The following is a 23986-nucleotide window of genomic DNA, read 5'->3' on the forward strand; positions in this document are numbered from 1 at the left end:
CCTGTCTTCCCGACATACTCAAAATATTGCGCGCTTGGTGTTTGGGGCGTGTGCATGATACGTGAGGGAATACTCCCCTCTGTTCTCTTGATCTGTGGCGCAGACCTATTTCTTCCGCAGCATCCCATCGTCGTCCTCCGGGTCCTCGGTGTAGGTCGCAAACGGGACTTCATTGGACCTGGTTGTCGCTCGCTCCAGAAGAATGGCGGCACCGGAAAGTGCAAACCACAGTAATACCCATTCCTTCCAGTCTTCGCCAATCAGCCAGGCCACTGGCGCCGCGACCCACAGACTCAAACAGTAAAAACAATCGAACAGTTCAGCGAAGAATCCATTATTCGCTCGCCGCCGAAATTCGGCTAGCGACTGCCAAGGGCCATCCTCAGCGGCGAGCAGGTGCGTAATTCTCCAGACCGCCAGTATCCCGACAATCAACCAGTAGAAACGCACCTCACTGCTGGATGCCAAGCAAGTACTGTACCGGTCCGAACGAATCTTCAGCCGAATTGTACCCGTTGGTTCGGCGCATCGTTGCGCCAACATTTACGGAGAACGTGCAGAATGGCTGGTCCGGTGAAAGCCAATTGCCGCTGTCCGGAATGATATATGCCGTTACATAATCGGCAGCATCAGCCAGCGGCTCGTCCGGTGGCCGCGTTCCGAACAATTGACCGCAATTGACAGCGCTTCCGTGAGTGTAAGTGCCAGAGAGGGCGCCACTTGCCTCACCTGCCGGTCCCGTTGTGCTCTTGATAGGGAATCCGCCAATGTTGCCTTTACGCACAGTCAGGCTGTAAGAGCCAAGGAATCCCCGGTTCTGAACCGCCTTGAAGAGTACGGTGAGCTTTGCGGGATCGGGTTCACCAGTGAGGCTGAACAACGCACAGTCTCCTCCCGTTTGTGCTCCCATCTGTACGGAAGGCAGATCAAGGTCGGGTATCGTATTATCAATATACATCGTAACTGTATCGGTGGCGCCCACGACAAAATTTCCCGCGGCATCGTATCCTTGTATCTGGAACTGGACGGTACCGGGAGAGGGTGCGTAGGCTGGCGAGCCGCCGGCAGTGTTGATTACCGCCTTTAGAAACCAGTCTGAGGCTGCCCAAGCCAGGTTCTGTTCAATGTTGTCATAGGCTTTTGCCGCGATCATGCCCCCACCATTCACGACTTCGAGATTGCGATCGAATGGCCCGATTTGTTGTGGCTGCAGAAAACCAATTTTCTGCAGGAACATACCCTCCTGATAGAACTCCCATGCGCCGAATCCCATCCCCACCTTACGCCGGTGGCGAATCGTGTACTGCGTGACCGCTGTTCCACTGCCGATGAAGCAGCCGAAGAGACGAACCTTGCCAGCCCATGCGGCACAGCGGGCTTGTGGCACGTCAGATAGTGACATGTCGGTGCAGGTGATGCGTCCATCGCCATCGAAAACCGTATCCGAGATTCCCAGGCGGATGGCGCCCAAGGACTGGATATTGCGGCCTCCCTGGCATCCCATTCGTGCCGGCTTTGGGAAACAAAGGTCGACGCGTTTAAATACCGGCACATTCCAGTAGGGTGCGCTTTCGAAGGCAACACCCCCGGGCGCCATGGCATCCAGGACTTTTGCAATGAGATCCGGCATTGACTGCACGACTTCGTCTTCGCCGGTGCCGACATCAATGCTGCTTTCTTCAATGAACTCGGCGATTGATCGCGAGAAGCGAAAAACATAGTTGCCATTCCGATCTGTAACGGTCTGACCGAGATTTTCTCTATTGCCGGTGCCAGAGTATGCGCCCCCGCCCAGTTCGGTACCCGTACGGTCGTACTCTTCAAAGCTGATGGGAAATCCAGCGAGCGTTTGAGTGGTGCAAATCGGAATGACTCTGTCGAGTATGGAACCGATAGCGACACGATCGATTGCGAGGGTAGCGCCTGCCGTGACATCCGTAATAGCCGCTGTCCGTACACGGAATGGCTGCCTCGCCGCTTCCGTAGGTCTGGCGCGCGCACGGTTCGCGTTTTCACCGGGCAGACGTATGACCTGTACTCGCCTTGGCGGAATCAACCTGTTTTCGTCCAGCGGAATCATCATTGGAACGAATGGCGGCGGATCGGGCTGTGGAATCGGTTTGACCCGTACCCGCTCGGGATACAGAGTCTCGATTGCCTTGCGTATTGGCGGGTAGGTTAGTGCGCGACCTAGAGCGGCCCAGGAGTCGATGATGAGCCAGTCGCGCCTGCATGGGAAGAAGCAAAGTCCGCTGTAGGATGTTGCGCTGCCGTAGACGACAAAGTCGGTTGCGGTAATAGGAGTGGAGCACGTGAGGATCAGGTCATTGAAGTCCTCATCGCCACCAGTATCGTTGCTTTCGATATCGAACTGATATTGTCCGCCGGAGGCTGTCGGGAACTTGATTTGGTCCGCTGAATCGATGAATCCCCCTCCAGGATTATTTTGAATCTGGATGTGCCAATTGTCTCCAGTAACGAGAACAGCGGGTGTGATCACGTCACCAGCATAGGTACCATTTCCGGAATCTGCCCCGGCAATGACGAAGCGTTGTGCAAATGCGGCGTTCTTCGATTTGACCGATACGGTCCACGCACCCTGCATAGGTATAGCCATGATCCATCTCTCCCCGTAATTAGAAAATTTAATTTCCGCTACGTTTTCAATCTAGACCAAGATCCGCGTATGTCAAGATGAATGGCAGCCTACCCACACACCATCGATATTTCGCATTAGTAAATTTTGCGCTTTAATTTCGCCTCATGCAGCACAGCCGTTGCCAGTTCCTCGATGGATTTACTGGTTGCATCAAGGTAGGGAATTCCTTCCTGGCGCATCAGCGCTTCAGCTTCCCGCACTTCATATTCGCAATTCTTGAGAGACGCGTACTCGCTGCCTGGTTTACGTTCATTGCGTATCTGGTGTAGCCGTACGGGGTCGGTGGTAAAGCCAAACAGCTTATCACGCAGATTCCTGAGCTCCGCCGGTAGCTGCCGGTAGCGAAAATCCTCGGGAGTAAGGGGATAATTGGCGGCACAGATACCATATTGCAATGCAAGATAAAGACAGGTAGGGGTCTTTCCGCTGCGGGAGACCCCTATCAGAATAATGCCTGCCTGTTGCCAATTTCTGTGTGAGACGCCATCGTCGTGTTCCAGGGTATACCTTATCGCCTCGATACGCTGACCGTAATCCATGCCGTCATCCACCCGATGGGAACGCCCCACGGTATGCGACGAGTGTATGCCCAGCTCGGTTTCCAGCGGACTAATGAAAATATTAAAGCAATCCAGGTGGAGGGCGTTGGCGGAGTCGAGAATGGCTCGAATCTCGGGATTCACAAACGTACTGAATATCAGGGGTCGCATACCGTCCAGGACGGCGCAATCATTGATCTGCGCCACAATGGTTTCAGCTTTTTCTGTAGTATCCAGGTAGGGCAGGGTGATTTCAGTAAAAGACAGGTTTTCAAATTGCCTTAACAGGCTGTGCCCCAGCATCTCGATGGTGATGCCGGTACGGTCGGAGAGGAAGAATGCGCTGCGCCGGGGGGGCCTCACTATAGTTGACATTTGTTGTAATGCGCCAATAATGTAACTGTGATCAAAATATCGCGTTTTGACATGTAACACAATCCAGCCGGGCACGATGCTGCCGCAAATGTGCGAACGGGGGTGGAAATGAACGATTCACGATATGTAGTCTGGTTCGACGAACTACGCCTCACCGATGTGAGCAGCGTTGGTGGCAAGAATGCATCGCTGGGGGAGATGATCAACCAATTGTCTCGTGCGGGAGTTCGGGTTCCCACCGGTTTTGCCACGACAGCGGGTGCTTATCGCGATTTTCTTGCTCACCGCGGTCTCGCGCAGCGTATCGAAAATACCCTTGCAACCCTGGACACCGGAGATGTCGAGGCGTTGGCGGCGGCCGGCGCGCAAATTCGTGCATGGATAGTGGAGACGCCATTACCGGCGCGGCTGGAGCAGGAAATATCCATTGCCTACGAGAAAATGCTGCGGGAAGCGGAGACAGGCGACATCTCCGTGGCGGTGCGTTCCTCCGCAACCGCCGAAGATTTGGCCGATGCTTCCTTCGCGGGACAGCAGGAAACTTATCTCAATATACAAGGACTGGATAAATTACTGCAAGCGGTCAAAAACGTATTCGCTTCGCTCTACAATGATCGTGCCATTTCCTATCGCGTCCACCACGGATTTGCCCATTCCGAAGTAGCGCTATCCGCCGGCGTGCAACGGATGGTGCGCAGCGACATCGGCGCGTCCGGCGTAATGTTTACACTGGACACCGAATCGGGTTTTGATCAGGTAGTACTTATTACAGCTGCCTATGGTCTAGGCGAAACCGTAGTGCAGGGTGCGGTTAATCCCGACGAATTCTATGTTTACAAGCCTGCACTGGAGCAGGGAAAACCCGCGATCCTGCGGCGGAATCTCGGTTCCAAACTCATCAAGATGCAATTTGCCGCAAGTCACGAAACCGGCAGTCCGGTGGAAACACTGGATGTGGATGAAGCAGAGCGCAAGCGGTTTTCCATCACCGATACGGATGTGGAGGAGTTGGCGCGCCACGCACTCGTCATTGAGCGGCATTATCAAAGACCGATGGATATAGAATGGGGCAAGGACGGCATCAACGGTAAGCTCTATATCCTGCAAGCGCGGCCCGAGACGGTGCAGGCCCGGGCAGGCGGGGAGATATTGCGGCGCTATCGCTTGAAAGGCAAATCGGAAGTATTGATATCGGGGCGTGCAATTGGTCAGAAAATAGGCATCGGGCCAGTGCGTCTGATCTTGAATGCCAGAGAAATGTCGCGGGTGCAAACCGGCGACGTATTAGTAACCGACATGACCGATCCCGACTGGGAGCCGGTAATGAAACGCGCCGCCGCCATCGTCACCAATCGCGGCGGCCGCACCTGCCATGCCGCAATCGTTGCGCGTGAACTGGGTATTCCGGCAGTGGTGGGCTGTGGTGACGCGACCAGCGTATTGTCTGAGAATCAAATGGTTACAGTATCCTGCACGGAAGGCGATACCGGCAATATTTACCGCGGTGTGCTGGAAACCGAAGTGATTGATCTCGCGCTGGAGCAGATGCCAAAGCCTCCAGTCAAGATTACCATGAATGTGGGTAACCCGGAGCTGGCGTTCGATTTTCAGCGCATACCCAACGATGGCGTAGGGCTGGCGCGATTGGAGTTCATCATCGCACGCATGATCGGGGTACATCCCAGAGCGGTACTGGATTATCCCGATGTCCCGCCGGATTTGAAAAAGGAAGTGGAAAACCAGTGCACGGGTTATCGTGATCCGGTCAGTTTCTACGTGGAGAAGCTGACCGAGGGTATCGCTACGCTGGGCGCCGCATTTTTTCCCAAACCGGTGATCGTGCGCTTGTCGGATTTCAAGTCCAATGAGTACTCCAGTCTCATTGGCGGGCAGCAATATGAACCCAAGGAGGAAAACCCGATGCTGGGCTTTCGCGGCGCTTCGCGTTATATAGCGGAAAATTTCCGTGACTGCTTCGAACTGGAATGCCGGGCATTGAAAGAAGTGCGCGACAAAATGGGGCTCACCAATGTGGAAGTCATGATCCCGTTTGTGCGAACGGTGACCGAGGCCAGGCGCGTGGTCGAGTTGTTGGCGGCAAATGGCCTGAAACGGGGCGAGAACGGGCTACGCCTGATCATGATGTGCGAGATTCCGTCCAATGCGCTGCTGGCGAATCAATTCCTGGAGTACTTCGATGGTTTTTCCATCGGATCCAACGATCTTACCCAACTTACTCTGGGGTTGGATCGCGATTCCAGTCTGGTGGCCGAATCCTTCGACGAACGCGACCCGGCGGTGAAAACCTTGTTGCGTCTGGCCATACAGGCGTGCCTTAAAGCGGGTAAATATATCGGGATTTGTGGTCAGGGGCCATCTGATCACCCTGATCTGGCACAATGGCTTATGAAGGAAGGTATTGAGAGCCTCTCACTTAATCCTGATACAGTGGTGGAAACTTGGCTGTATTTGGCGGAAGAAGCAAAAAAATCGGTATTGCCTCAGAGCGAAGCCGTGTAACTCCCAGATCACGTCTATTGAGGACCACCATGGCAAGAAATAGCACCCCGCGTCATATTGGTTTCATTCCTGACGGAAATCGCCGTTGGGCCCTGGACCAGGGTTTGCCTAAAGAGCAGGGGTATGTTCATGGCATCGATCCGGGATTGTCATTGTACGAAATATGTAAAGAACGCGGGATCCCTGAGGCTTCTATTTATTGTTTTACGCAGGATAATACCAAGCGGCCTTCCGCTCAGAAGCTTGCATTTACCGATGCATCCGTGGCATTTGCTTTTGAGATTGCGCGGCGCGGCGCGGCGCTGCTGGTCGTTGGTGATGAAACCTCGGCACAATTTCCCAAGGTCCTAGACGTGTTCAGGCAGCGCCAAGGCACCGGGATGAAGGTGAATCTCCTCATTAACTATGGCTGGGAATGGGACCTGGGTGGTCTTAAGAATGGGAGCTTGCGTTCAAACGAAGTTTCACGCCTGGATCTCATAGTGCGATGGGGAGGCGGGCGCCGCCTGAGCGGTTTTCTTCCGGTGCAATCGGTGTATGCGGATTTTTATGTTCGAGATGAATATTGGCCGGATTTTGATCCCCAGCATTTCGAGCACGCGCTATCCTGGTTCAAGAGGCAGGACCGGTCATTTGGCGGGTGATTCAATCGACCATTCAACGGCGCCTGCTACCCGCATCCCGAATGAAACATGCGCCATCCTGTAGCAAACTTAAATCCGGTCCCGTTGCGGGTCACACCTTCCTGTGGAAGGCACTCTCCATCCTCGCGGTGTTGCACCATTCCGTATCGTTACGCCCTTGCCCTGACCCCCCACAGCAGCACCAACCCATCCAACTGCTGGATTTAGGGTGAAGATCAGTGAACAGAATGTCTTTTTTCTGATCCATTAATCGGATAATTCGCTTTCAGCACGATTGCCCGATCACACTATTCAGGTCCGGCCACAGCACAACTTCCATGTCCCGGCTTTGTTGCTGCGGCGATTTCATGAGGTGCCGTTCTTATACGTAAGATAATGATTTTAATATGGTTAGCATCGATTGCTTTACGGCTGCATTTTTTGTCATTATCCCTAAGCACTAAATTCAAGATTTCACAAATTAATCACATCTCTGTGACATCTTCTTGACATATGGTGTGGCAGTCTGTTCATCATGAAATATACATAGAGCAAGAATTATTCTATACATTTCATAAAGCAGGGAAAGTAATTCATGAGCTCGTCCGCCCTATTAGGCTGTTCTTCAGGCAACTATCAGGTGCTTATCTCATGTTGGATTAAAGGAGAGATACTATGAAGCAATTGCTTTTTCATGTTTTGATGGTTTGTCTGTTTCTCCCCATCCTATGGTTAATCGGTATTTCATTAAATGACTATGGCTTCCCTTTAATGGAAAAATACCACGATAAGTCCATAAAATTTTTCGTCGCACTTCCTTACTGCCTGCTTATTGCGGCATCGTTATATGGATCTGGTTGGGTTGCAGAGCGCTTATCCGGTTCTCTGGTAAGGAGATTCGGAAAACCCGATGAAAATCCCCAGCTTGAAACCGGATGGCCGACCAAGGTGTTCGACCCGAAACTCATGGAAAAGAATCGTTCTGTTTTCATAAAAAATGTCGACAACTGGTTAAAAGATAATATGCTGGCAAGAGTGATTTTTGGCCTCATTATTGGCCTTGTCATAGTTTTGTAATGACACCAGAATGGGTTGTAGCTGCTTTGGGTTTTATGCCCGTTTGCTGGTATATTCATAAAAAATAAAGAAAAACTAGATTTAATGTGTTGATTGGGGCGCTGTCATAAATCCTGCATGTTGGTCTGATAAGATCATTCCAGGTGTTTACATTCCCCCTTTTGTAAACATCCTGGATCGCTATCTCCTCTGGTAGTGATCACCGAGCCCGGCCACGGTGAATTCCGTCCCGGGCTTTTTTTGACCGGAAATTGTGCCACTCGCGCGACGGGCGTTGATTCAACCTGAATCTGGCAGCTGGATGGGTGGAGTATGCGATTCTTTTCCTAAAATCCAGCTCAATGCTTTGTTTGTCCCGATCCTCCACAGACGTTCAATAGCACGCCTATCAGGTTCACCATGCCGTCAATGAGCAAATCCAGATGCTCCTTGTCGGGCTCGAATACACGCAATAATGCCAGTGTTTGATCTACCGGCACTTCCCCATGGTTTATCTGATGGTGCGCAAGATTCAAGGCAAGCAGTCGCGCGCATTCCGCAAGCTGCTCTTTTGTCGCTTTCTCCATCAGCATATCCGCCAGTTCATATGTCTGGTCGAACGTTGACATCTCAGCCATAATATTTGCCTGTTATGAGGTAAATCCAATTGCGTACCGATTACGCCCGTCCATGGATTCTCTCCGCCTATCCCTGCTCCAAGCGAGCATCAATGAGAAACGCCAGATTCGTCGTTCCGCTCGTGTTCAAGAGACGAAAAATAGTCAATCAGCGGGAGAAATCATTCTCTCGCATGTTAACCGCATTGCCAGGTTTTACTATTGGACTGAAGTACGCCTATCTGACTGATGGGCAAGGAGCAAGCCGGGACATTAAAAAGTCACTGTGGCCTGCGGGGGAGCGAATCGGAGAAGCGGTACGTGAGAAATTGGTAACCCTGAACTGCCAACGCGTATCGATTGAATTTTACTTACGGGTGATGTGCTGCATTCTTATTTCTTCCGTCTGTCACGCTGCCGTCTCTCTCCCGTTTCCTCCCTATTTGTCTCGTCCTCGGGTTTATTAGCATTAGCGGCATTGGGTTTGCAAATATCGGACACAATCTGCAGAGCCCTTTGGTGAGCCGAAGTAATGGCTATTTGAGATTCGCCACCCTTGGCAAGCGTTTGCAGAAGATCAACAAGCTCTTTTTTAGTGTGGGAAGGCAGCGTTGCCATAAGAGCCTCAACGATGTAATGAGACCGTTGAAGTTCCTCAAGTGAGGGGCCTGAGACTTGCTGAGTGGGTTCAATAACTTCCTTATTTGATGCTTTCGCATGTTTCATGGCCAATATCTCCTAAAGAGGCTACGAGCACGATGCACTCTCAATACCTCGGCTGGGATCAATCTATTCAATGGCGCCGGCCATGGCTGCGCCGGTCGGGTAGCTCTCTCTCACCGGGGCCTTGCTGATTATTGGGATCAGGCCGTCTTCTACTATATTGCCGCCTTTCCGGTCCCCTTCGTTTATATTCCCGCTTAGAATTCAAGTCTCTGGAAGGAAAAGAACGGAATAAGGGAATAACATTGGGCGGCAGCGATGAGTCATCCATTTTCATAGTCCTATCATTGATCGATCAAATTCTAATTTAAGTGGAGCCTGATGCCGGATCATTTGCGCCGTCAGGTTTAATACTCCTCGTCTACACTGTCTCCATTGAGGAAATCGGAAACATGCCTGTGCCAATCTTAGCATTCCCCTTCTAAAATGACAAAATCCCTTGCGGATGGATGCCATGAGCATTCAAGAAAGCGGTTGGAAGGCAGGGGATTGAGTCAAGTACGCGGCTATATGACAGGTGTCACTGCGGGGCATTCATTGCCCTGTTGTGATGCTCGCTGATCCGTGCGATCCTTCTAATATTAACAGTGAGGCCTATCAACCATTTTAAGGAGCTCAACATGTCAGCAGCCTCGGATGCAAAAAGAATGTTTGTTGAAAATCTCAATTCATTTGGCAATGAGCAAAGTCAGCCGGAAAAATATAATCTTTACCTTGGCCTGATCTATCTGGTTGCATCGGTAGAACAGATCCAACAGGATTTGGACCAAATTAAGCAGCTATTAGCCAAACGGCATTAAATTTCTATATCCATATACAGAACCGCCCGCATTCCTATAGCTTCCGGGCCAGAAAATTGGCCTACGATGCTGTGAGCGACATTGTGGGGCGCTTACCAGCTTCATGGCTACTCTCGACTGAGCCGCTTCCGTATCATTACTGGCTTTGCGTAGCGCTGCACCAAAAACGAGGGCCTCTAGGATCCGCTTCGTAAGGTGTTAGGCGATCACTCAATTTCCTGGTTTATTTTATCACCAGTTGGTTTTTAACTTCTTTCACTCCTGCCACCGCACCAGCCAGTGCTTTAGCCCTATCGCTGCTGGGCGACGAATCGACCGATCCGCTTAATGTCACAACGCCTTTTATGGTATCAACACTGATTTGCAGCGTTTTGAGACCGGGCTCGGCAAAAATGGCTGCTTTGACCCTGGTTGTAATCTCGGTATCATCAATAGTCACACTCGCTTTTTCGCCCTGCTCCTCCAGTTTTTTACCGACTTTATCGGCCGTTTCACTTATTTTCTTGCTGGCTTCACTAGCCGTCTGGTCTATTTTTTTACCTGCGGTTTCTGCTGGCCCCGGCTTGTCGCATGCGGCAAGCCCAGCAATGATTAGCATCGAAATACCGATCAAGGTGAAATTCTCTATTACTTTCATTTTGGTTCCCTTTTTAATTTTATTTATATCGTCAAAAATAAATCTTCAATTGATTACCAGATCAAACGAAGAACATTACTACGTCCTCAGAAACAAACGCCGGGAATAATAGTTTACCCAGTTGATTGCGCGGACTATTGGACCGCAGGAAAGGATCGGATTTTAAAAACAAATACAGACTCTTTGATGGCTGAATCTCCAGACCTTTGAATGCCCCAAAAGCTGCTTCATAGACCGGGGCAGGGCAATCAGTTTCCATATACCACCAGTGTATCGCCTTTGTGCATCTAAGCAAGGGTCGCTTTCAGCTCTGGCCTATCGCGTTGCGCACCTGATGCCTCTTCCTGGATATTTCTTGCGTCCTTCTGTAACTAAGGCATCAGGTTGTAAAGTCAAATCCTGTTCTTGGATACTTACCCGCGCGTAACCAATTTTCATTTCACTCCCTGTAAAAGCGAACGTTCAATTCCATCTGCATGATTTCAAGAGTCCCCTTGTACTTAAGTACATGACGATGGTGTTTACATATTAAATGAGCACAGTCATCTACGGAAGATAGGTATATGAATATATTCTTGTTTATGCTCTGGCATGCGATTTGCTTTAGATCATATGAAGCAGATGATAACAGGTGCGGTTGTATGACATATACAACATTCAGAATGATGTATACAAGGGGTTTCTTGATGTTGAATAAAGTGATCAGGTTTTACGCGGTGACCGCGGCTGTTGTCTTTGGTGCTGCTGCTGTGGCGTCATCCGCCAGCATGGCGGCTTTGATAAGCGTTTCGGTGGGCGGAGCTCCCATAGGTGCGGAAAAATACGAGAATTCAGATAATCTCGCAGCCACAGGCGGTCTTGGTCTGTTTGCGGGTATCGTTGCTCGCCACCGCCAGAGTGTATGAGGCCTCCTTTATTGGAAGTTGCGCTGAAAAAAAACCAATCTGTGCGCGCAATGCTGAAAAGTTGTATTACCGGGCTTTCCAGCGTCAATGAATGGATGAGGGAGGGAATAAAGAAGGGTTACACATTTTACGAGATAGAGAAAGCCTTGGCACAAAATGAATCTGTTGAAGACAGGATTCGGGAATGCATGGGCCAACTCCACGCAGTCAATACTGCGCTCACCCAGGAAATCAGTGATCATGGTCATCTCAATCGGGAACTGGTAAACGCCCTGCAGACGCTGCCAGGGAACAAGGACGCCTTACCCGATCTCCAGGATGTTTGGTCAATTGCGCATGAGGTAGTGAAAGAAATCAAGAAACGGAGTTTGACGGATTTCGTAACAAACATCCCCAATCGAGAGCTTTTTCATGACCGGCTTGAACAAGCCCTTGCTCTTGCCAAACGGCATGATTGGGACTTGGCAGTCATGTTTATTGATCTGGATCGCTTCAAGCCAATTAACGATATCTACGGACATGCTGTAGGTGACCGGGTGTTGAAGACCGTAGCCCAACGATTGGATATCGAAGCTCGTAGTGAAGATACGATTTGCCGGTACGGCGGCGATGAGTTTCTTTATTTGTTGGTAAATCCCCAGGGTACCCAGAATATTCAACGTATCGCCCACAAGGTATCTACCCTGATCTCTTCAGCAGTGGTGATTGATGATTCGGTCCTTACCGTTGCTTCAAGCATTGGCATTGCCGTGTATCCGGAAAATGGAACTTCCGGGGAAGATCTGGTAGCCAATGCCGATGCTGCAATGTATCGGGCCAAAGAAGCAAGCACCGGCCCAGTCTTTTTTGATGAAAGTATTCGTGCTAAATTCACACTTCGCCCCGATGCCACATGAAAGTAGCAAGACCCGCTTGCTGGTGCGTGCTATTTCGAGCTATACCGGCCATCTCACGGCGCACCCCCTCAAGGGTGTTCAGCGTGGTTTGAGCGAGGTGGGGGTACCGGGCAAGACGATGGGGTCGGCAAGACGGTGAAACGGTGGGGTCAAGTCTTGTTTCTTGCCAGTCGTTGCGCTTTCACAATGCGACTCACCCGGGAGTAACGCGATCTGAAATGATCCCCGATCTCCTTCATACTGTAACCACTGCTGGTGTATGCGTCGAAGATCGCCTCGTCTCGTCCATGTGCCTCGGCGATTTGGGTTAACGGCTTCGGTGGCGGCCGTTGCTGGGCGGTGGGGATTTTCTGATGAGAAGCATTCGCATCGAGAGCGTACTGCAGGCTCGCCACAAATTCATCAGAACCCACAAAAATCTGGTTCTTCAATTTCTCCCACAGCCCCGGTTGATTTTTACCATCTGCCACGAAATCCGTGTACCGCCGTATGGCTTCGCTACGATGCTCCTTTGTTGGCGAAAGGGAAACTAAAGTATGCTAATGATTTGTAAGCTTCTGATTATACATCTGTTCTCCCTATCCTATTGTTGATAGCGTACTTTATCAATAATATAAAATCGTTAACTTATTGTTCCATTTTGTCGCGCCTTTGTAACCTTGTAATTTTCAGTTTCTACTCTACAAATAGAAAAAGGACTGGAATTCAGATCGTTAAATTCTGAATGAAGTAACGGTGGGATCATCCAAAGATAATCAGTCGAAAACTTCGACCTCCTCGAAAGAGAGACCCGGGATATTTTACGGCATCTAGACTAACCAACTTTGCCGTAACCAGGGGAAGCTAAGGGAGCGCATTCTTTATGATTGACAAGGCGATGATCGACACTGAAAAGCCTATGGTGACATTCCCGGAGGGATCCGGTGGCAAGCTGATTGTGCTGGTTGGGCTATGGAGTCTGCGCACACTAGCGACAGACCTGGCACTTCGCCAGTCCATTAAAAAACTTGCCGGTGACATGGATAAACAATGGGATATCAGCCGGATCGAACGGTTGGACAGTGCGGCGGCTTTTTTGCTCTGGCAGGCCTGGGGCGAAAAACTGCCGGCGGATCTGATCATGCGCCCGGAACAGCGGCACTTATTCAAATATTGCCGTGACCGTAAAATTCCGGCGCCCCACTCCACGCTGCTCGATTTTGCCAAGGTGTTGCGCTATGGGGAGGTGCCGCTTCAGGGATTTTATCAACACATGCGTGCCTGGCTGACCTTGTTCGGCAGGTTGACTGCTGATTTTGTTTATTTGTTTCGGCATCCCCGCGCCATACCCTATAAGGAAATCTCGTTAACGATTTATAAGGCCGGTGTCAGCGCCCTGGGCGTCACTGCGTTGGTCGGCCTCCTGGTCGGAGTCTCGATGAGTTATCTGTCTTCATTGCAACTGCAACGGTTCGGCGCGGAAATTTACATCATCGACCTGCTCGGGCTCAGCATCATACGGGAACTGGGGCCGATGCTTACGGCTATTTTGGTCGCCGGCCGATCCGGTTCGGCCATGACCGCCGAAATCGGCATCATGCGCGTTACTCAGGAGCTCGACGCTTTGGCGGCGTTGGGTATTTCTCATTCATTGCGGCTGGTTGTGCCGAAAGTGATCGCATTGGCCATAGCCTTGCCGTTGCTGATCGTCTGGACCGATGTGATGGCCTTGATCGGCGGCATGGTCTCGGCGCAACTGACGCTGGATATCGGTTACCAGCAATTTCTCGATCATCTGCCCAAGGCGGTGCCTATCGCTAATTTTTATATCGGTCTAGCCAAGGGGGTTACGTTCGGAATGATGATCGCCATGATCGCCTGTCATTACGGCTTTGTGATCAAGCCAAACACCGAAAGTCTGGGAGATGAAACCACACATGCCGTAGTAACAACAATCACTGTGGTGATTGTGATGGATTCCATATTCTCCATTCTTTTCAAAAATGTGGGGTTTCCGTGAAAAAATCTTGCGCCGTGGAGCTTGAGCACATTTGGACTTATTTCGGTGAAAAATTGATTCATCAGGATATCAGTTTTCGTCTTGAAAACGGCGAGATACTCGGACTGGTGGGTGCATCCGGCAGCGGTAAAACCACCTTGCTGCGCGAGATAATTGGTCTGGAGACACCCAGCCGGGGTAGCCTGAAAGTACTGGGCGAGCCGGTCCAGGAAGCCTGCGCTATCGAATGCAGGGAGCGGCGCAATCATACTGGCGTATTGTTTCAGAACGGAGCGTTGTTCAGCGCCTTGAACATTTTTGACAATATCGCATTTCCACTGCGGGAACTGGATATCGACGACGAGGAACTGGTCTCGCAAATGGTGTACATGAAGCTGGCGATGGTAGGACTGAATGCCCGTGACGCCATGCTCAAACCGTCCGAATTGTCCGGCGGTATGGTCAAACGTGCTGCCTTGGCCCGAGCCCTGATTCTGGAGCCGGAATTATTATTATTGGACGAACCGACTTCAGGACTCGATCCCCTGGCTGGTGAAGCTTTCGTAACCCTGTTGCGGCAACTGCATCAAGAGCTTGATTTCACAGTGGTCATGATCACGCACGACTTGGATATTTTGCGGGATTTATGCCTCAAAATAGGAGTATTGGCAGAACATCGGCTGGTCGCGTTCGACACGCTGAATAAGGTGCTCGCCTGCGATCATCCTTTTGTGCAGGAATTCTTTCATAACAACCGCGCACAACGGATATTCAGTTCACTGGAGACAGGTCATGGGTAAAGACAGCTATGCTTTAGCGACCGGATTGTTCATGGCAACGCTAATCATCAGTATTGTCGTCATTGTCAACTGGCTCGGCGATGACCAGCGTCAAACGCAAACCTATGTGGCCACGACCCGCGACTCGGTGACCGGTCTCAAGACCGGTTCCACCGTTTATTACCGTGGCATCGACGTCGGCAAGGTCAGCGCCGTGCGTTTTGATACGAATAATCCCAGCATGATCGTCGTACCAATAGAAGTGGATAACACGGTGCGATTAAACCGCGGCGTTTATGCGACATTGGAGTATCAGGGCGTGACCGGATTGACGCAAATTGCCCTCAAAGATAGCGGCGATAATCCTGAACCGCTGCCGAGCGGCGGCTCTCCGGACACCCGCATTCCGATCAAGCCCTCCCTTATTGATCGATTGTCGGTTGCTGGTGAGGATACGGTCAAAGAAACCCATGAACTCGTGCTCAGGCTGAATCAACTCCTGGACAAAAATAATATCCAGCAAATGAAACAGATTCTGACCAATATCGAAGCCGCCACGAGCCAGTTCAGCGCATTGCAGAACAGCGCCGACAAAGCCTTGACCCAAGTACCAGCATTAACGGCGGACGCGCGGCACGCGCTGTCCGAGGTGAATGAACTGACCGGTGAATTCAAGCAGTTAAGTCAACAAATACGGCAAGAACTGACAGTGCTTTCCAGGCAATCGGGCGACCTGATGCAAACTGGCGCTTCCGTAGGTCAGCAACTGCTGCAAACAACCATGCCGAGAGCCAACACCCTCATGCTGCAGATGCAGGCCACCATACACCGTTTCGATCGCGTGGCGACAATGCTTGAAACCGATCCGCAAGCGTTTCTGCTGGGGGCCGAACCCTTGTCACCAGGACCCGGCGAGCCTGGTTTCAAGGCATCACAATGAAACGATCACCTGGCTTGATAGCGATAACATTGATGGCAACGGTTTCCGCTTGCAGCACCGGTGCCAACCACGGGTTGCCGGTAAGTCACGATCTAGGGCCGATTGCAATATCTACCGCGCAAGATGCCGCGGTTACGCTCGATGCGCCAGTCTGGCTGTGGGATGAGCGGATACGCTACCGCTTGCTTTACAAAGACGCAACCGCCATCCGCTATTACAATCTGGATCGCTGGGAAGCGCCGTTCCCGGCTTTATTGGAACGTCGCTTGGCCATAAACGGTAAACGGCCGTTCACGGTACAGATAAATCTGACACAGTTCGAACAACAATTTGAAACCTCGAATCAGGCGCGCGTTGTCATGAGCCTGATGGTTAGCGTCTTCGCAGCGAAAGACTATCGGCTGATCGCCAATCGCTCGTTTAATCTATCACAAAACACTGTTTCACCGGATGCGGCCGGGGCAATCGCGGGCTTCGTCACATTGACCGAGCAGGCTAAAACTGACATTCAAGCCTGGCTGGAGACTTTGCCCGATGCGGAGAGCACTGCACTGCCGCCTTGACCCGACTTGTGTAATAGAGGGCGCTGTTGCAAAAAAAGGAGCGGGCCAGTTCCAACGGCTGACCCCATGCATGTGCAGCTATGCCGTGATGGGAGGCGTTGAATCTGCCAGGGCCTCCTGAAGCTCAATTGCTGTCTACCCTGCGTTGTAATTTGTTTGTAGCTTATAATTTATAAGCTTTTATTGGTGCCGACACCAAGAGTCGAACTCGGGACCTTCTGATTACAAATCAGCTGCTCTACCAACTGAGCTATGCCGGCGCGGGTGTCATTATAGAGACTGGGAAGCGAGGGAGCAAACTTGTGAAGGGGCGCTGCAAAAACAATCGGAAATTATTTGACGATCTGGAAACGCCGTTTTTTACCCGTAAGGGTGGGCGAAATTTGCGGGGATGACGGCGGTTTATCCAGATTCTCAATGTCATTTGCAGGTTGTGCCGTATCTGCATCCTCCTCCGGTGGGAAAAGAATACCCTGTGTGGTTTCCTTGGCAAAAATTCCCTGAACCGCATCCACCGGTATTGAGATCTCGTGCGATAAGCCGCTAAAGCGGGCGGAAAACTGGATTACATCGTTGCCTAGCGTAAGATGATGCGCCGCATCAAAACTGATGTTGAGTATGATCTCACCGTTCCTCACAAATTCGTTGGGTACACGAGTCTGGCCGTCCACCTTTACCGATAGATAGGGGGTATAACCGCTTTCGGAACACCATTCGTAAATGGCGCGAATCAGATAGGGTTTGGTGGAAAGCTCTTTCATTTGCGCATTGCTTTCTCGGAAGCGGTGAGCGCGTCAATGAACGCCGGTCTGCTGAACAAACGTTCGGCAAACTTCAATAGCGGCGCAGCTTGCTTGGGCAGCTGAATGCCATAGTGATCGAGCCGCCAAAGAAGTGGCGCAATCGCTACATCGAGCATGGAAAATTCATCTCCCAGCATATATTTCTGTTTGACGAATACCGGTGCAATCACCGTCAGATTATCGCGGATCGTCGTGCGCGCCTTATCTGATGTTTTCTGATTGCTGCTCTCGACGGAGTCGATATGGCAAAAAAGTTCCTGCTCGAAGCGATGCAGAAACAGCCGTGCACGGGCACGCATTACCGGATCCGCGGGCATGAGCTGCGGATGTGGAAAGCGGTCATCAATGTATTCGTTGATGATATTGGATTCATACAAAATGAGATCGCGCTCCACTAGTACCGGCACCCGGCTATAGGGCGTCATTACCGCCAGATCTTCCGGCTTATTGTGAAGATCGACATCGATAATCTGAAAATCCATTCCTTTTTCATACAGCACGATACGGCAGCGATGGCTGAATGGGCAGGTGGTGGCTGAGTACAGCGTCATCATAAATTGTTACTTCCCAGCATAATTGAACTAAACACCTTCGGCGAAATTGGGATAATTAGTGGATATCCTTCCAGTATTCCAGTTTCAGGGCGTAGGTCAGCCCCAGCATGGCAAACAGGAAGAGCATGATGATAATCCCCAATTGTACCCGTTTTGTGGCTGCAGGTTCCCCCACGTAAACCAAATAGTTCACCAGATCAGCGATATACATATCATATTCGGTTTTTGAAAGCGTACCGCGTGCGTCCAGTTTCAATTCCTTGACTTCATGCTTTCCGCCGTGGCCGTCATCGACGGTTTTAACCGCAATAGACTGTATTCCTTGTAATTGATAGAGTGCATGGGGCATGGCAACCTTATCGAATAACAGGTTATTCCAACCGGTCACCGTCGATTCATCACGGTAAAATTTGCGAAGATAGGTATAGAGCCAGTCTGCGCCACGAGAGCGGGCAATCACCGACAGATCGGGTGGAGGTGAGCCGAACCACTGTTTAGCTTCCTTTTTCCTCATGGCAACCGTCATGAGTTCACCTACTTTTTGCCCGGTAAATATCAGATTATCGCTGATCTGAGTTTCGCTGAGATCCAGGTCCCTGAGCCGGTTGTAGCGCATGTATTCGGTGCTGTGGCAAGCCAGGCAATAATTGACATAAGCCTGTGCGCCGCGTTGCAAGGAAAGCTTATCCGTGGGATGAATGGGCGCCTTATCCAGTTTCATTTCGGAACCGCTGGCAAATGCGACAAGGGGAGCCAGGCAAAAAATAAATAAAATATGGGTTATTTTTCTCATTCTTTCACTCTTGTCGGCTCAGGCTTGGTTTTGTCTATCTTGCTGTACCACGGCATAAGAATGAAGAAGGCGAAGTAGATTACCGTGAATATTTGTGCCAGCAGCGTATAGAGAGGCGTGGGTGATTTCGTGCCGAGCCAGCCGAGCACAAAAACGCTAATGACGAAAAGCGTGAGGGCGATCTTGAAATAAGGCCCCTTATAACGAATCGATTTTACGGGGCTGCGGTCCAGCCAAGGCAACAGGGCAAAGATCGCGACCGAAGCGCCCATCAGCACGATACCCCAGAGTTTTGCGTCTACCCAGAGAAAGTTGACGGTAACCGCCCGCAGCATGGAATAGTATGGAGTGAAATACCATACCGGGGCGATATGATCGGGGGTTTGCAGCGTATTGGCGGGAACGAAATTATTATACTCAAGGAAATAACCGCCCATCTCCGGTGCAAAAAATATGATGCCGCAGAACACGATTAAAAACCCAACCACCCCGAAAATGTCCTTCACCGTGTAATACGGGTGGAAGGGGATGCCATCCACCGGAATATGGGTTACCGGATCCTTGTTTGCCTTGATTTCAATGCCGTCCGGATTATTTGAGCCAACTTCATGCAATGCGACGACATGGACAAATACCAGCGTCACGAGCACGACTGGCAGGGTCACCACATGATAGGCGAAGAAACGGTTAAGTGCGGCGTCCGACAGCATGAAATCGCCCAGGATCCAGTTGGAGAGGGTTTGTCCGATCACCGGGATTGCGCCAATCATGCTTATGATCACCTGGGCGCCCCAGTAGGACATCTGGCCCCACGGCAAAATGTATCCCGTAAACGCCAGCATCATCAGGATAAAGAAGATGCCCATGCCGATCAGCCAGAGGAGCTCGCGCGGCTTCCGGTAGGAACCATACATCATTCCGCGAAACATATGCAGGTAGACCACCACGAAGAACATGGATGCGCCGGTGGAGTGCATGTAGCGGATCAGCCAGCCGAAATCGACGTCTCGCATGATGTATTCGACCGAGGCGAATGCCATGCTGGCGTCCGGCTTGTAGTTCATGGTGAGAAAAATGCCGGTGAGAAGCTGGTTCACCAGCACAAGGAAGGCAAGTGAGCCGAAGTAGTACCAGAAATTGAAATTCTTCGGTGCGTAATACTCGGCGAGATGGTACTTCCAGGTCTCGGTTAAAGGAAAGCGCGCATCCAGCCATTCCCTCATTGAATCCAGTCGCTTGCTCATTATGCGGACTCCTTATCAGATCCGATTAACAAGAGGTTGTCGCTCAAATACATATGAGGAGGAACAAGCAGATTGGTTGGCGCGGGAACACTTTTGTAGACGCGGCCCGCCAGGTCGAATTTGGACCCATGGCAGGGACAGAAAAAACCACCCAGCCAGTCGGCTCCAAGATCCGCGGGCGCGATGTCCTTGCGATAAACGGGAGAACATCCCAGGTGGGTGCAGACACCTTCCACCACCAGAATTGCCGGCTTGATGGAGCGCGTTTCATTCTGGGCGTAAGCAGGCTGCTGGGGTTTTTCCGATTTGGGGTCGGTAACCTGATTGTCAAGTTTCTTCAGGGTGGCCAGCATCTCGGGGGTGCGGTCCAATATCCACACAACCTTGCCACGCCATTCCACCATCAATAGCATGCCCGGTTCAATTTTGCTGATATCAACCTCAACCGGCGCCCCGGCTGCCTTGGCGCGTTCACTGGGCATCATGGCCATCACGAAGGGTGTTGCGACGGCGGCGGTTGCGATCGCGCCCCCTACCGAAGTTACGGCGATGAGAAAACGCCGGCGGCTACTCATTTCCTGTTTTTTTTCAATGTCTGCCATATTTTGCAGTCCCGTTTTCCGGTTCGTAATCTTTAAAAAAAACCTGTAAAAAACTTAACCATTTTAGCATAGTATGTATTGGAAAATAAATATTGATAAGAAAACATATTGATTGCATGGCGGAAATCGTAAGAACCTTGGGTCATCCAGCGCCGGATACGTTATCTTTTCTTCGGTCTTATACTTACCCCAGGTTATCCGTGCAGGGGAAATGTCGCGATTTCTCATTTTAATCTATAATATTTCTCCAATTAGCCCGGATGTTTTATATGAAGCAACCCGTCGTCAATTGCCCCCAGTGCGGTAAGATTATTATCTGGAATTCCGCCAATCGTTACCGCCCATTTTGCTCGGAGCGCTGCAAGATGATCGATCTGGGACAGTGGGCCACCGAATCCTATCGTATTCCGGAATCGGAGAAACAAGAAGGTGAGACATTAAAGAAGGATGAGAAATAGAGATCTGGCTTAAGTTGGGTTGGCAAACTGCAAACTGTTAATACAGCTCCATTCACTAAAAAATAATGTCTACACAATAGCTCGCATCATGGCGATGCCGTGGCCGCCATGTTCCCATGCCGTGGTTAAATCCTCCTGGCGCAAGCCGCCCAACGCATATACTGGAAGTGAGCATCCCCGGACAAGCGTGGCAAACTTTTGCCATCCCAACGTTTTCGATTCAGGATGGCTCAATGTTGGCAGCACGGGCGCAAGTACTACAAAACTCATACCTAATCGCTCGGCTTGAAAAAGCTCCTCCGCATTGTGACAGGATGCCCCACACAAGTCGATGCCGGGCAGCTCCGTAAGATTCATCAATTGTGATGACGGGAAATGGACTCCATCCGCACCAACTTCGCGGAACAAGCGAATGTCCTCGTTTATTAACACCTTAGCGCCGTAACGATGAGCCAGCTTAACCACTTCACCAGCAAAAACATGCAACGCTTCTTTCATCATTCCCTTTTCACGGACCTGCACTAGTCGCAAGTCTGCTTGTAACGCATGTTCTATCCGCGTTAATGAAAGTTTTATTCCCAATTCCATTGCGTTGGTAATTGCATAAACCGGCGGCAAATCGAGTGCTCGCAATACCGGCGCATTGGCCGGCAGCATGGGTTCAACTGCGACATTGTTCGCAAACTGCCACGACAACTCCTGATTTTCTTGAGGATAGGGTTCACCATGCCATTGCACCACGCGATAAAAATGCAGGCACACGGCAGCATGGGGATAGGTAAACGTGCGGGTGATCCAGGGATAGGCATGTTCGACATGTATGCCCAGTTCTTCCAGCAGTTCACGCCTGAGTGCATGCAACAGCGATTCGTCAGGCTTCACTTTGCCGCCCGGGAATTCCCAGTAACCGGCATAGGGCTTGCCTGCAGGCCTGCGAGCGAGAAGGAAGCTGCCATCAGGCCGGGTAATGACCGCGGCGGCGACTTTGACAATATCAGAAGGATGAAACATGGTGAAAGGAATTTTCTTACCGCTCCCCGCCGAATCCCGCTTTCTGTTTCCCTGCCCAATCACGCGCGAACTGCCAGGCGACGCGTCCACTTCGGGAGCCCCGTCCCAGCGCCCATTGCAACGCCGCTTCGCGTATGGGAGGAGTCACTTCCTCGATACCGAAATAGGCGAGCCACTGGCCGGCAATGTCAAGGTATTGATCTTGATCGAAAGGATAGAATGACAGCCATAGACCGAAGCGTTCCGACAGCGAAATTTTCTCCTCGACCGATTCACTTGGATGGATTTCTCCCTCGATATGCCGGGTATCCAGATTGTCCCGCATGGATTCCGGCATCAGATGACGGCGATTGGAAGTGGCGTAGACCAGCACATTCTCTGAGGCGGTAGCGATGGAACCATCCAGCACCACCTTCAATGCCTTGTAGCCGGGCTCATCGGATTCGAACGACAGATCGTCACAATACAGGATGAAGCGCTCCGGACGCCGGTATATCTTTTCGACGATATCGTGCAAGCCGGTGAGATCATGCTTTTCCACCTCGATTAAACGTAATCCGGCGGTGGCGTACTTGTTAAGCATCGCTTTCACCAGCGACGACTTGCCTGTACCACGTGCGCCTGTAAGCAGTACGTTATTGGCGGGATAGCCCTTCACGAACTGATGGGTGTTTCGGTCTAGAAGTTCTTTTTGCCGCTCGACACCTCGCAATGCATCGAGCGAAATGCGATGGGGGTGGGCGACAGGCTTTATGAACCCGGTGCGGCCATATTTTTGCCAACGGAACGCAACAGCGGAGTCCCAGCCGGGGTCAGGCTGTTCAGCGGATAGCAACCCTTCCAGACGGGAGAGCAACGTTTCGGCGCGACTGTATAGGGTGTCCTGGTTATTCATATGCGCCAATAGTGGATATGTGAATAATAATCAGCCAGGAATAGTCATTTATCATCGACTTACCTGACGCCCGCGATTCCTGATCATACAGTTTATTCGGCAGGTAATTGCCAAATCTCTTCAAGGGCAGGGCTCCTGATGACGGCACTGCCATGCGATCGTAGGGTTTGCACTTGAGCATCTCCCTTATGTGCGCTATCGTACGGAACGGTACCCTGGGAAACGCGACAATTTAGTGTGTTACAGCAGTATCCGCAAGGGTATCGGTTTTCCGAAGCGTAACAGATCGCTCATGCGCAGGTCTTTAAAAACAGATCTTCCTAATGAGTTACCACCAGCGGCAAGCGCGTGCCTTTTTGAAAGCTTGCTATCAAAAACCAAGTACGACAACCAGGAGAAAATACCATGAATAAGATGCCCAGCAAAAAATCAATTACTTCTCTCGCCCTTGGAACCGCCATTGCTGCTGCGCTTAGCGCTGCGCCCATCGCCTCCGCGGGAGAGAGTCCTTTTGCCGTGCAATCCATAGGTAAAGGCTACATGGTGGCGGAGTATCATGAGGGAAGTAAAAAGGAAGGATATGGTGAAAAGAAATCGGGTGAAGGCCGATGTGGAATGTCCATGGCGGATACCGATAAAGATGGCCGAGTCAGTAAGGAAGAGCATGCCCGCCATAGTCAGTTAATGTTTGAAAAAATGGATGCCAATGGAGACGGATATATCGACAAGGACGAAGCGGATAAAATGAGAATGAAATATAAGCGTAGTCATTCGCAAGGGTCTGGTCAGGGATACGGAAATCCCGGTCAAGCTCCGCTGGCGGGTGAATACGCAGCAGGCTGGGGTGGGAAAAACCTGCAGCACATGAAACCCATGGGCGAATAGGAATACCCGATGTTGACCACTTTATCCGGCCAGCATCGGTGATAGGATTTGAAAGCGCGGGTCGTTGAAAGGAAGGATAGTTGTGCGCTTTGTCAGGGCGCGCAACTATCGTCTTTTATACGGTTAGCTTT

The 23986-nt window shown here is 51.0% G+C and carries 27 protein-coding genes and 1 tRNA gene; 13 read left to right on the forward strand and 15 right to left on the reverse strand.

The features are described from left to right. Positions 1-105: 105 nt before the first annotated feature. The 3 genes from BLO43_RS05770 to BLO43_RS05780 all read right to left on the reverse strand — a co-directional run bounded on the left by BLO43_RS05770 (position 106) and on the right by BLO43_RS05780 (position 3573). Positions 106-468: a DUF1360 domain-containing protein gene (locus tag BLO43_RS05770; protein ID WP_254773357.1), complete on the reverse strand. Its 363-nt coding sequence runs from the start codon at positions 466-468 to the stop codon at positions 106-108. Continuing rightward, complete coding sequence (locus tag BLO43_RS05775; protein ID WP_139149243.1) at positions 452-2617, reverse strand: hypothetical protein; 2166 nt, start codon at positions 2615-2617, stop codon at positions 452-454. The genes BLO43_RS05770 and BLO43_RS05775 overlap by 17 nt, the downstream gene beginning before the upstream one ends. 116 nt (positions 2618-2733) lie before the next feature. Beyond that, on the reverse strand, positions 2734-3573 hold the full coding sequence (locus tag BLO43_RS05780) for a posphoenolpyruvate synthetase regulatory kinase/phosphorylase PpsR (RefSeq protein WP_090906323.1): 840 nt from the start codon (positions 3571-3573) through the stop codon (positions 2734-2736). Positions 3574-3681: 108 nt separating this feature from the next. Between BLO43_RS05780 and ppsA the strand changes: the two genes are divergently transcribed. The 3 genes from ppsA (at position 3682) to BLO43_RS05795 (ending at position 7793) form a co-directional block, all read left to right on the forward strand. Further along, positions 3682-6093 (forward strand): phosphoenolpyruvate synthase, encoded by a 2412-nt coding sequence (ppsA, locus tag BLO43_RS05785; protein WP_090906241.1) that lies wholly within the window; start codon positions 3682-3684, stop codon positions 6091-6093. A gap of 29 nt (positions 6094-6122) precedes the next feature. After that, complete coding sequence (locus BLO43_RS05790; RefSeq protein ID WP_074631602.1) at positions 6123-6737, forward strand: undecaprenyl diphosphate synthase family protein; 615 nt, start codon at positions 6123-6125, stop codon at positions 6735-6737. 654 nt (positions 6738-7391) lie between these two features. Further along, the gene (locus BLO43_RS05795) at positions 7392-7793 is read left to right on the forward strand and encodes a hypothetical protein (protein ID WP_090906242.1); all 402 of its coding nucleotides are present in this window, start codon (positions 7392-7394) and stop codon (positions 7791-7793) included. A 338-nt stretch (positions 7794-8131) separates the two neighbouring features. Here the strand turns inward: BLO43_RS05795 and BLO43_RS05800 are convergent, their stop codons facing one another. Together BLO43_RS05800 and BLO43_RS05805 are read right to left on the reverse strand one after the other, a co-directional pair. Further along, positions 8132-8410, reverse strand: coding sequence for a hypothetical protein (locus BLO43_RS05800; protein ID WP_090906243.1), 279 nt, complete (start codon positions 8408-8410; stop codon positions 8132-8134). A 372-nt stretch (positions 8411-8782) separates the two neighbouring features. Next, positions 8783-9115, reverse strand: coding sequence for a hypothetical protein (locus BLO43_RS05805; RefSeq protein ID WP_090906244.1), 333 nt, complete (start codon positions 9113-9115; stop codon positions 8783-8785). 617 nt (positions 9116-9732) lie between these two features. Between BLO43_RS05805 and BLO43_RS05810 the strand changes: the two genes are divergently transcribed. Then, positions 9733-9912, forward strand: a complete 180-nt coding sequence (locus BLO43_RS05810; protein WP_090906245.1) for a hypothetical protein — start codon at positions 9733-9735, stop codon at positions 9910-9912. A 223-nt stretch (positions 9913-10135) separates the two neighbouring features. Here the strand turns inward: BLO43_RS05810 and BLO43_RS05815 are convergent, their stop codons facing one another. Beyond that, the gene (locus BLO43_RS05815; protein ID WP_090906246.1) at positions 10136-10549 is read right to left on the reverse strand and encodes a BON domain-containing protein; all 414 of its coding nucleotides are present in this window, start codon (positions 10547-10549) and stop codon (positions 10136-10138) included. 686 nt (positions 10550-11235) lie between these two features. On the opposite strand from BLO43_RS05815, the gene BLO43_RS05825 reads away from it, so the two are divergent. From BLO43_RS05825 to BLO43_RS16735, 3 genes are read left to right on the forward strand one after another with little or no spacing between them, the layout of a single operon-like run. Next, complete coding sequence (locus BLO43_RS05825; RefSeq protein WP_090906248.1) at positions 11236-11454, forward strand: hypothetical protein; 219 nt, start codon at positions 11236-11238, stop codon at positions 11452-11454. Further along, positions 11451-12350 (forward strand): GGDEF domain-containing protein, encoded by a 900-nt coding sequence (locus tag BLO43_RS05830; protein ID WP_090906249.1) that lies wholly within the window; start codon positions 11451-11453, stop codon positions 12348-12350. The genes BLO43_RS05825 and BLO43_RS05830 overlap by 4 nt, the downstream gene beginning before the upstream one ends. After that, complete coding sequence (locus tag BLO43_RS16735; RefSeq protein WP_175443873.1) at positions 12316-12489, forward strand: hypothetical protein; 174 nt, start codon at positions 12316-12318, stop codon at positions 12487-12489. The genes BLO43_RS05830 and BLO43_RS16735 overlap by 35 nt, the downstream gene beginning before the upstream one ends. Positions 12490-12499: 10 nt before the next feature. Here BLO43_RS16735 and BLO43_RS05835 read toward each other — a convergent pair whose 3' ends face one another. After that, positions 12500-12820, reverse strand: coding sequence for a hypothetical protein (locus BLO43_RS05835; protein WP_090906250.1), 321 nt, complete (start codon positions 12818-12820; stop codon positions 12500-12502). A 392-nt stretch (positions 12821-13212) separates the two neighbouring features. On the opposite strand from BLO43_RS05835, the gene BLO43_RS05840 reads away from it, so the two are divergent. From BLO43_RS05840 to BLO43_RS05855, 4 genes are read left to right on the forward strand one after another with little or no spacing between them, the layout of a single operon-like run. After that, on the forward strand, positions 13213-14349 hold the full coding sequence (locus BLO43_RS05840; RefSeq protein ID WP_254773358.1) for an MlaE family ABC transporter permease: 1137 nt from the start codon (positions 13213-13215) through the stop codon (positions 14347-14349). Further along, complete coding sequence (locus BLO43_RS05845; RefSeq protein WP_090906251.1) at positions 14346-15128, forward strand: ABC transporter ATP-binding protein; 783 nt, start codon at positions 14346-14348, stop codon at positions 15126-15128. The genes BLO43_RS05840 and BLO43_RS05845 overlap by 4 nt, the downstream gene beginning before the upstream one ends. Further along, on the forward strand, positions 15121-16047 hold the full coding sequence (locus tag BLO43_RS05850; RefSeq protein WP_090906252.1) for an MlaD family protein: 927 nt from the start codon (positions 15121-15123) through the stop codon (positions 16045-16047). Before BLO43_RS05845 ends, BLO43_RS05850 begins: the two co-directional genes overlap by 8 nt. Continuing rightward, complete coding sequence (locus tag BLO43_RS05855; protein ID WP_090906253.1) at positions 16044-16610, forward strand: ABC-type transport auxiliary lipoprotein family protein; 567 nt, start codon at positions 16044-16046, stop codon at positions 16608-16610. Before BLO43_RS05850 ends, BLO43_RS05855 begins: the two co-directional genes overlap by 4 nt. Before the next feature lie 184 nt (positions 16611-16794). Here BLO43_RS05855 and BLO43_RS05860 read toward each other — a convergent pair. The 6 genes from BLO43_RS05860 to petA all read right to left on the reverse strand — a co-directional run bounded on the left by BLO43_RS05860 (position 16795) and on the right by petA (position 20606). After that, positions 16795-16870: transfer RNA gene (locus tag BLO43_RS05860), tRNA-Thr, on the reverse strand. A gap of 72 nt (positions 16871-16942) precedes the next feature. Further along, positions 16943-17371: a ClpXP protease specificity-enhancing factor gene (locus BLO43_RS05865; RefSeq protein WP_090906254.1), complete on the reverse strand. Its 429-nt coding sequence runs from the start codon at positions 17369-17371 to the stop codon at positions 16943-16945. Next, entirely contained in the window at positions 17368-17967 is a 600-nt protein-coding gene (locus tag BLO43_RS05870; RefSeq protein ID WP_041512608.1) for a glutathione S-transferase N-terminal domain-containing protein, read from the reverse strand. The genes BLO43_RS05865 and BLO43_RS05870 overlap by 4 nt, the downstream gene beginning before the upstream one ends. A 55-nt stretch (positions 17968-18022) precedes the next feature. Continuing rightward, on the reverse strand, positions 18023-18760 hold the full coding sequence (locus tag BLO43_RS05875) for a cytochrome c1 (RefSeq protein WP_090906255.1): 738 nt from the start codon (positions 18758-18760) through the stop codon (positions 18023-18025). Further along, positions 18757-20004 carry a cytochrome b gene (locus BLO43_RS05880; protein ID WP_090906256.1) on the reverse strand — a complete coding sequence of 416 codons (1248 nt, stop codon included), beginning with the start codon at positions 20002-20004 and terminating at the stop codon, positions 18757-18759. Before BLO43_RS05880 ends, BLO43_RS05875 begins: the two co-directional genes overlap by 4 nt. Next, complete coding sequence (gene petA / locus BLO43_RS05885; RefSeq protein WP_074631616.1) at positions 20004-20606, reverse strand: ubiquinol-cytochrome c reductase iron-sulfur subunit; 603 nt, start codon at positions 20604-20606, stop codon at positions 20004-20006. The genes BLO43_RS05880 and petA overlap by 1 nt, the downstream gene beginning before the upstream one ends. 269 nt (positions 20607-20875) lie before the next feature. Here petA and yacG point away from each other — a divergent pair, with 269 nt between their 5' ends. Beyond that, positions 20876-21064 carry a DNA gyrase inhibitor YacG gene (gene yacG, locus BLO43_RS05890; protein ID WP_074631617.1) on the forward strand — a complete coding sequence of 63 codons (189 nt, stop codon included), beginning with the start codon at positions 20876-20878 and terminating at the stop codon, positions 21062-21064. 69 nt (positions 21065-21133) lie between these two features. On the opposite strand, the gene BLO43_RS05895 is transcribed toward yacG, so the two are convergent. Both BLO43_RS05895 and BLO43_RS05900 read right to left on the reverse strand, forming a co-directional pair. Beyond that, positions 21134-22075, reverse strand: a complete 942-nt coding sequence (locus BLO43_RS05895; protein WP_090906257.1) for a Nudix family hydrolase — start codon at positions 22073-22075, stop codon at positions 21134-21136. Between the two features lie 16 nt (positions 22076-22091). After that, positions 22092-22970 (reverse strand): ATP-binding protein, encoded by an 879-nt coding sequence (locus BLO43_RS05900; protein ID WP_090906258.1) that lies wholly within the window; start codon positions 22968-22970, stop codon positions 22092-22094. 405 nt (positions 22971-23375) lie between these two features. Here BLO43_RS05900 and BLO43_RS05905 point away from each other — a divergent pair, with 405 nt between their 5' ends. Next, complete coding sequence (locus tag BLO43_RS05905) at positions 23376-23855, forward strand: EF-hand domain-containing protein (RefSeq protein WP_074631620.1); 480 nt, start codon at positions 23376-23378, stop codon at positions 23853-23855. Positions 23856-23986 lie beyond the last annotated feature (131 nt).

The organism is Nitrosospira sp. Nsp13 (assembly GCF_900101945.1).
Taxonomy (GTDB): Bacteria; Pseudomonadota; Gammaproteobacteria; order Burkholderiales; family Nitrosomonadaceae; genus Nitrosospira; species Nitrosospira multiformis_D.

Excerpts from the sequence above, each read along its gene's own strand:
- yacG (WP_074631617.1), top strand. The coding sequence starts at position 20,876 with ATGAAGCAACCCGTCGTCAATTGCCCCCAGTGCGGTAAGATTATTATC.
- BLO43_RS05855 (WP_090906253.1), top strand. The coding sequence starts at position 16,044 with ATGAAACGATCACCTGGCTTGATAGCGATAACATTGATGGCAACGGTT.
- BLO43_RS05825 (WP_090906248.1), top strand. The coding sequence starts at position 11,236 with ATGTTGAATAAAGTGATCAGGTTTTACGCGGTGACCGCGGCTGTTGTC.
- BLO43_RS05875 (WP_090906255.1), bottom strand. The coding sequence starts at position 18,760 with ATGAGAAAAATAACCCATATTTTATTTATTTTTTGCCTGGCTCCCCTT.
- BLO43_RS05800 (WP_090906243.1), bottom strand. The coding sequence starts at position 8,410 with ATGGCTGAGATGTCAACGTTCGACCAGACATATGAACTGGCGGATATG.
- petA (WP_074631616.1), bottom strand. The coding sequence starts at position 20,606 with ATGGCAGACATTGAAAAAAAACAGGAAATGAGTAGCCGCCGGCGTTTT.
- BLO43_RS05895 (WP_090906257.1), bottom strand. The coding sequence starts at position 22,075 with ATGTTTCATCCTTCTGATATTGTCAAAGTCGCCGCCGCGGTCATTACC.
- BLO43_RS05810 (WP_090906245.1), top strand. The coding sequence starts at position 9,733 with ATGTCAGCAGCCTCGGATGCAAAAAGAATGTTTGTTGAAAATCTCAAT.
- BLO43_RS05780 (WP_090906323.1), bottom strand. The coding sequence starts at position 3,573 with ATGTCAACTATAGTGAGGCCCCCCCGGCGCAGCGCATTCTTCCTCTCC.
- BLO43_RS05880 (WP_090906256.1), bottom strand. The coding sequence starts at position 20,004 with ATGAGCAAGCGACTGGATTCAATGAGGGAATGGCTGGATGCGCGCTTT.
- BLO43_RS05815 (WP_090906246.1), bottom strand. The coding sequence starts at position 10,549 with ATGAAAGTAATAGAGAATTTCACCTTGATCGGTATTTCGATGCTAATC.
- BLO43_RS05870 (WP_041512608.1), bottom strand. The coding sequence starts at position 17,967 with ATGATGACGCTGTACTCAGCCACCACCTGCCCATTCAGCCATCGCTGC.
- BLO43_RS05775 (WP_139149243.1), bottom strand. The coding sequence starts at position 2,617 with ATGGCTATACCTATGCAGGGTGCGTGGACCGTATCGGTCAAATCGAAG.
- BLO43_RS05795 (WP_090906242.1), top strand. The coding sequence starts at position 7,392 with ATGAAGCAATTGCTTTTTCATGTTTTGATGGTTTGTCTGTTTCTCCCC.
- BLO43_RS05830 (WP_090906249.1), top strand. The coding sequence starts at position 11,451 with ATGAGGCCTCCTTTATTGGAAGTTGCGCTGAAAAAAAACCAATCTGTG.
- BLO43_RS05850 (WP_090906252.1), top strand. The coding sequence starts at position 15,121 with ATGGGTAAAGACAGCTATGCTTTAGCGACCGGATTGTTCATGGCAACG.
- BLO43_RS05840 (WP_254773358.1), top strand. The coding sequence starts at position 13,213 with ATGATTGACAAGGCGATGATCGACACTGAAAAGCCTATGGTGACATTC.
- BLO43_RS05805 (WP_090906244.1), bottom strand. The coding sequence starts at position 9,115 with ATGAAACATGCGAAAGCATCAAATAAGGAAGTTATTGAACCCACTCAG.
- BLO43_RS05905 (WP_074631620.1), top strand. The coding sequence starts at position 23,376 with ATGAATAAGATGCCCAGCAAAAAATCAATTACTTCTCTCGCCCTTGGA.
- BLO43_RS05900 (WP_090906258.1), bottom strand. The coding sequence starts at position 22,970 with ATGAATAACCAGGACACCCTATACAGTCGCGCCGAAACGTTGCTCTCC.
- BLO43_RS05865 (WP_090906254.1), bottom strand. The coding sequence starts at position 17,371 with ATGAAAGAGCTTTCCACCAAACCCTATCTGATTCGCGCCATTTACGAA.
- ppsA (WP_090906241.1), top strand. The coding sequence starts at position 3,682 with ATGAACGATTCACGATATGTAGTCTGGTTCGACGAACTACGCCTCACC.
- BLO43_RS05790 (WP_074631602.1), top strand. The coding sequence starts at position 6,123 with ATGGCAAGAAATAGCACCCCGCGTCATATTGGTTTCATTCCTGACGGA.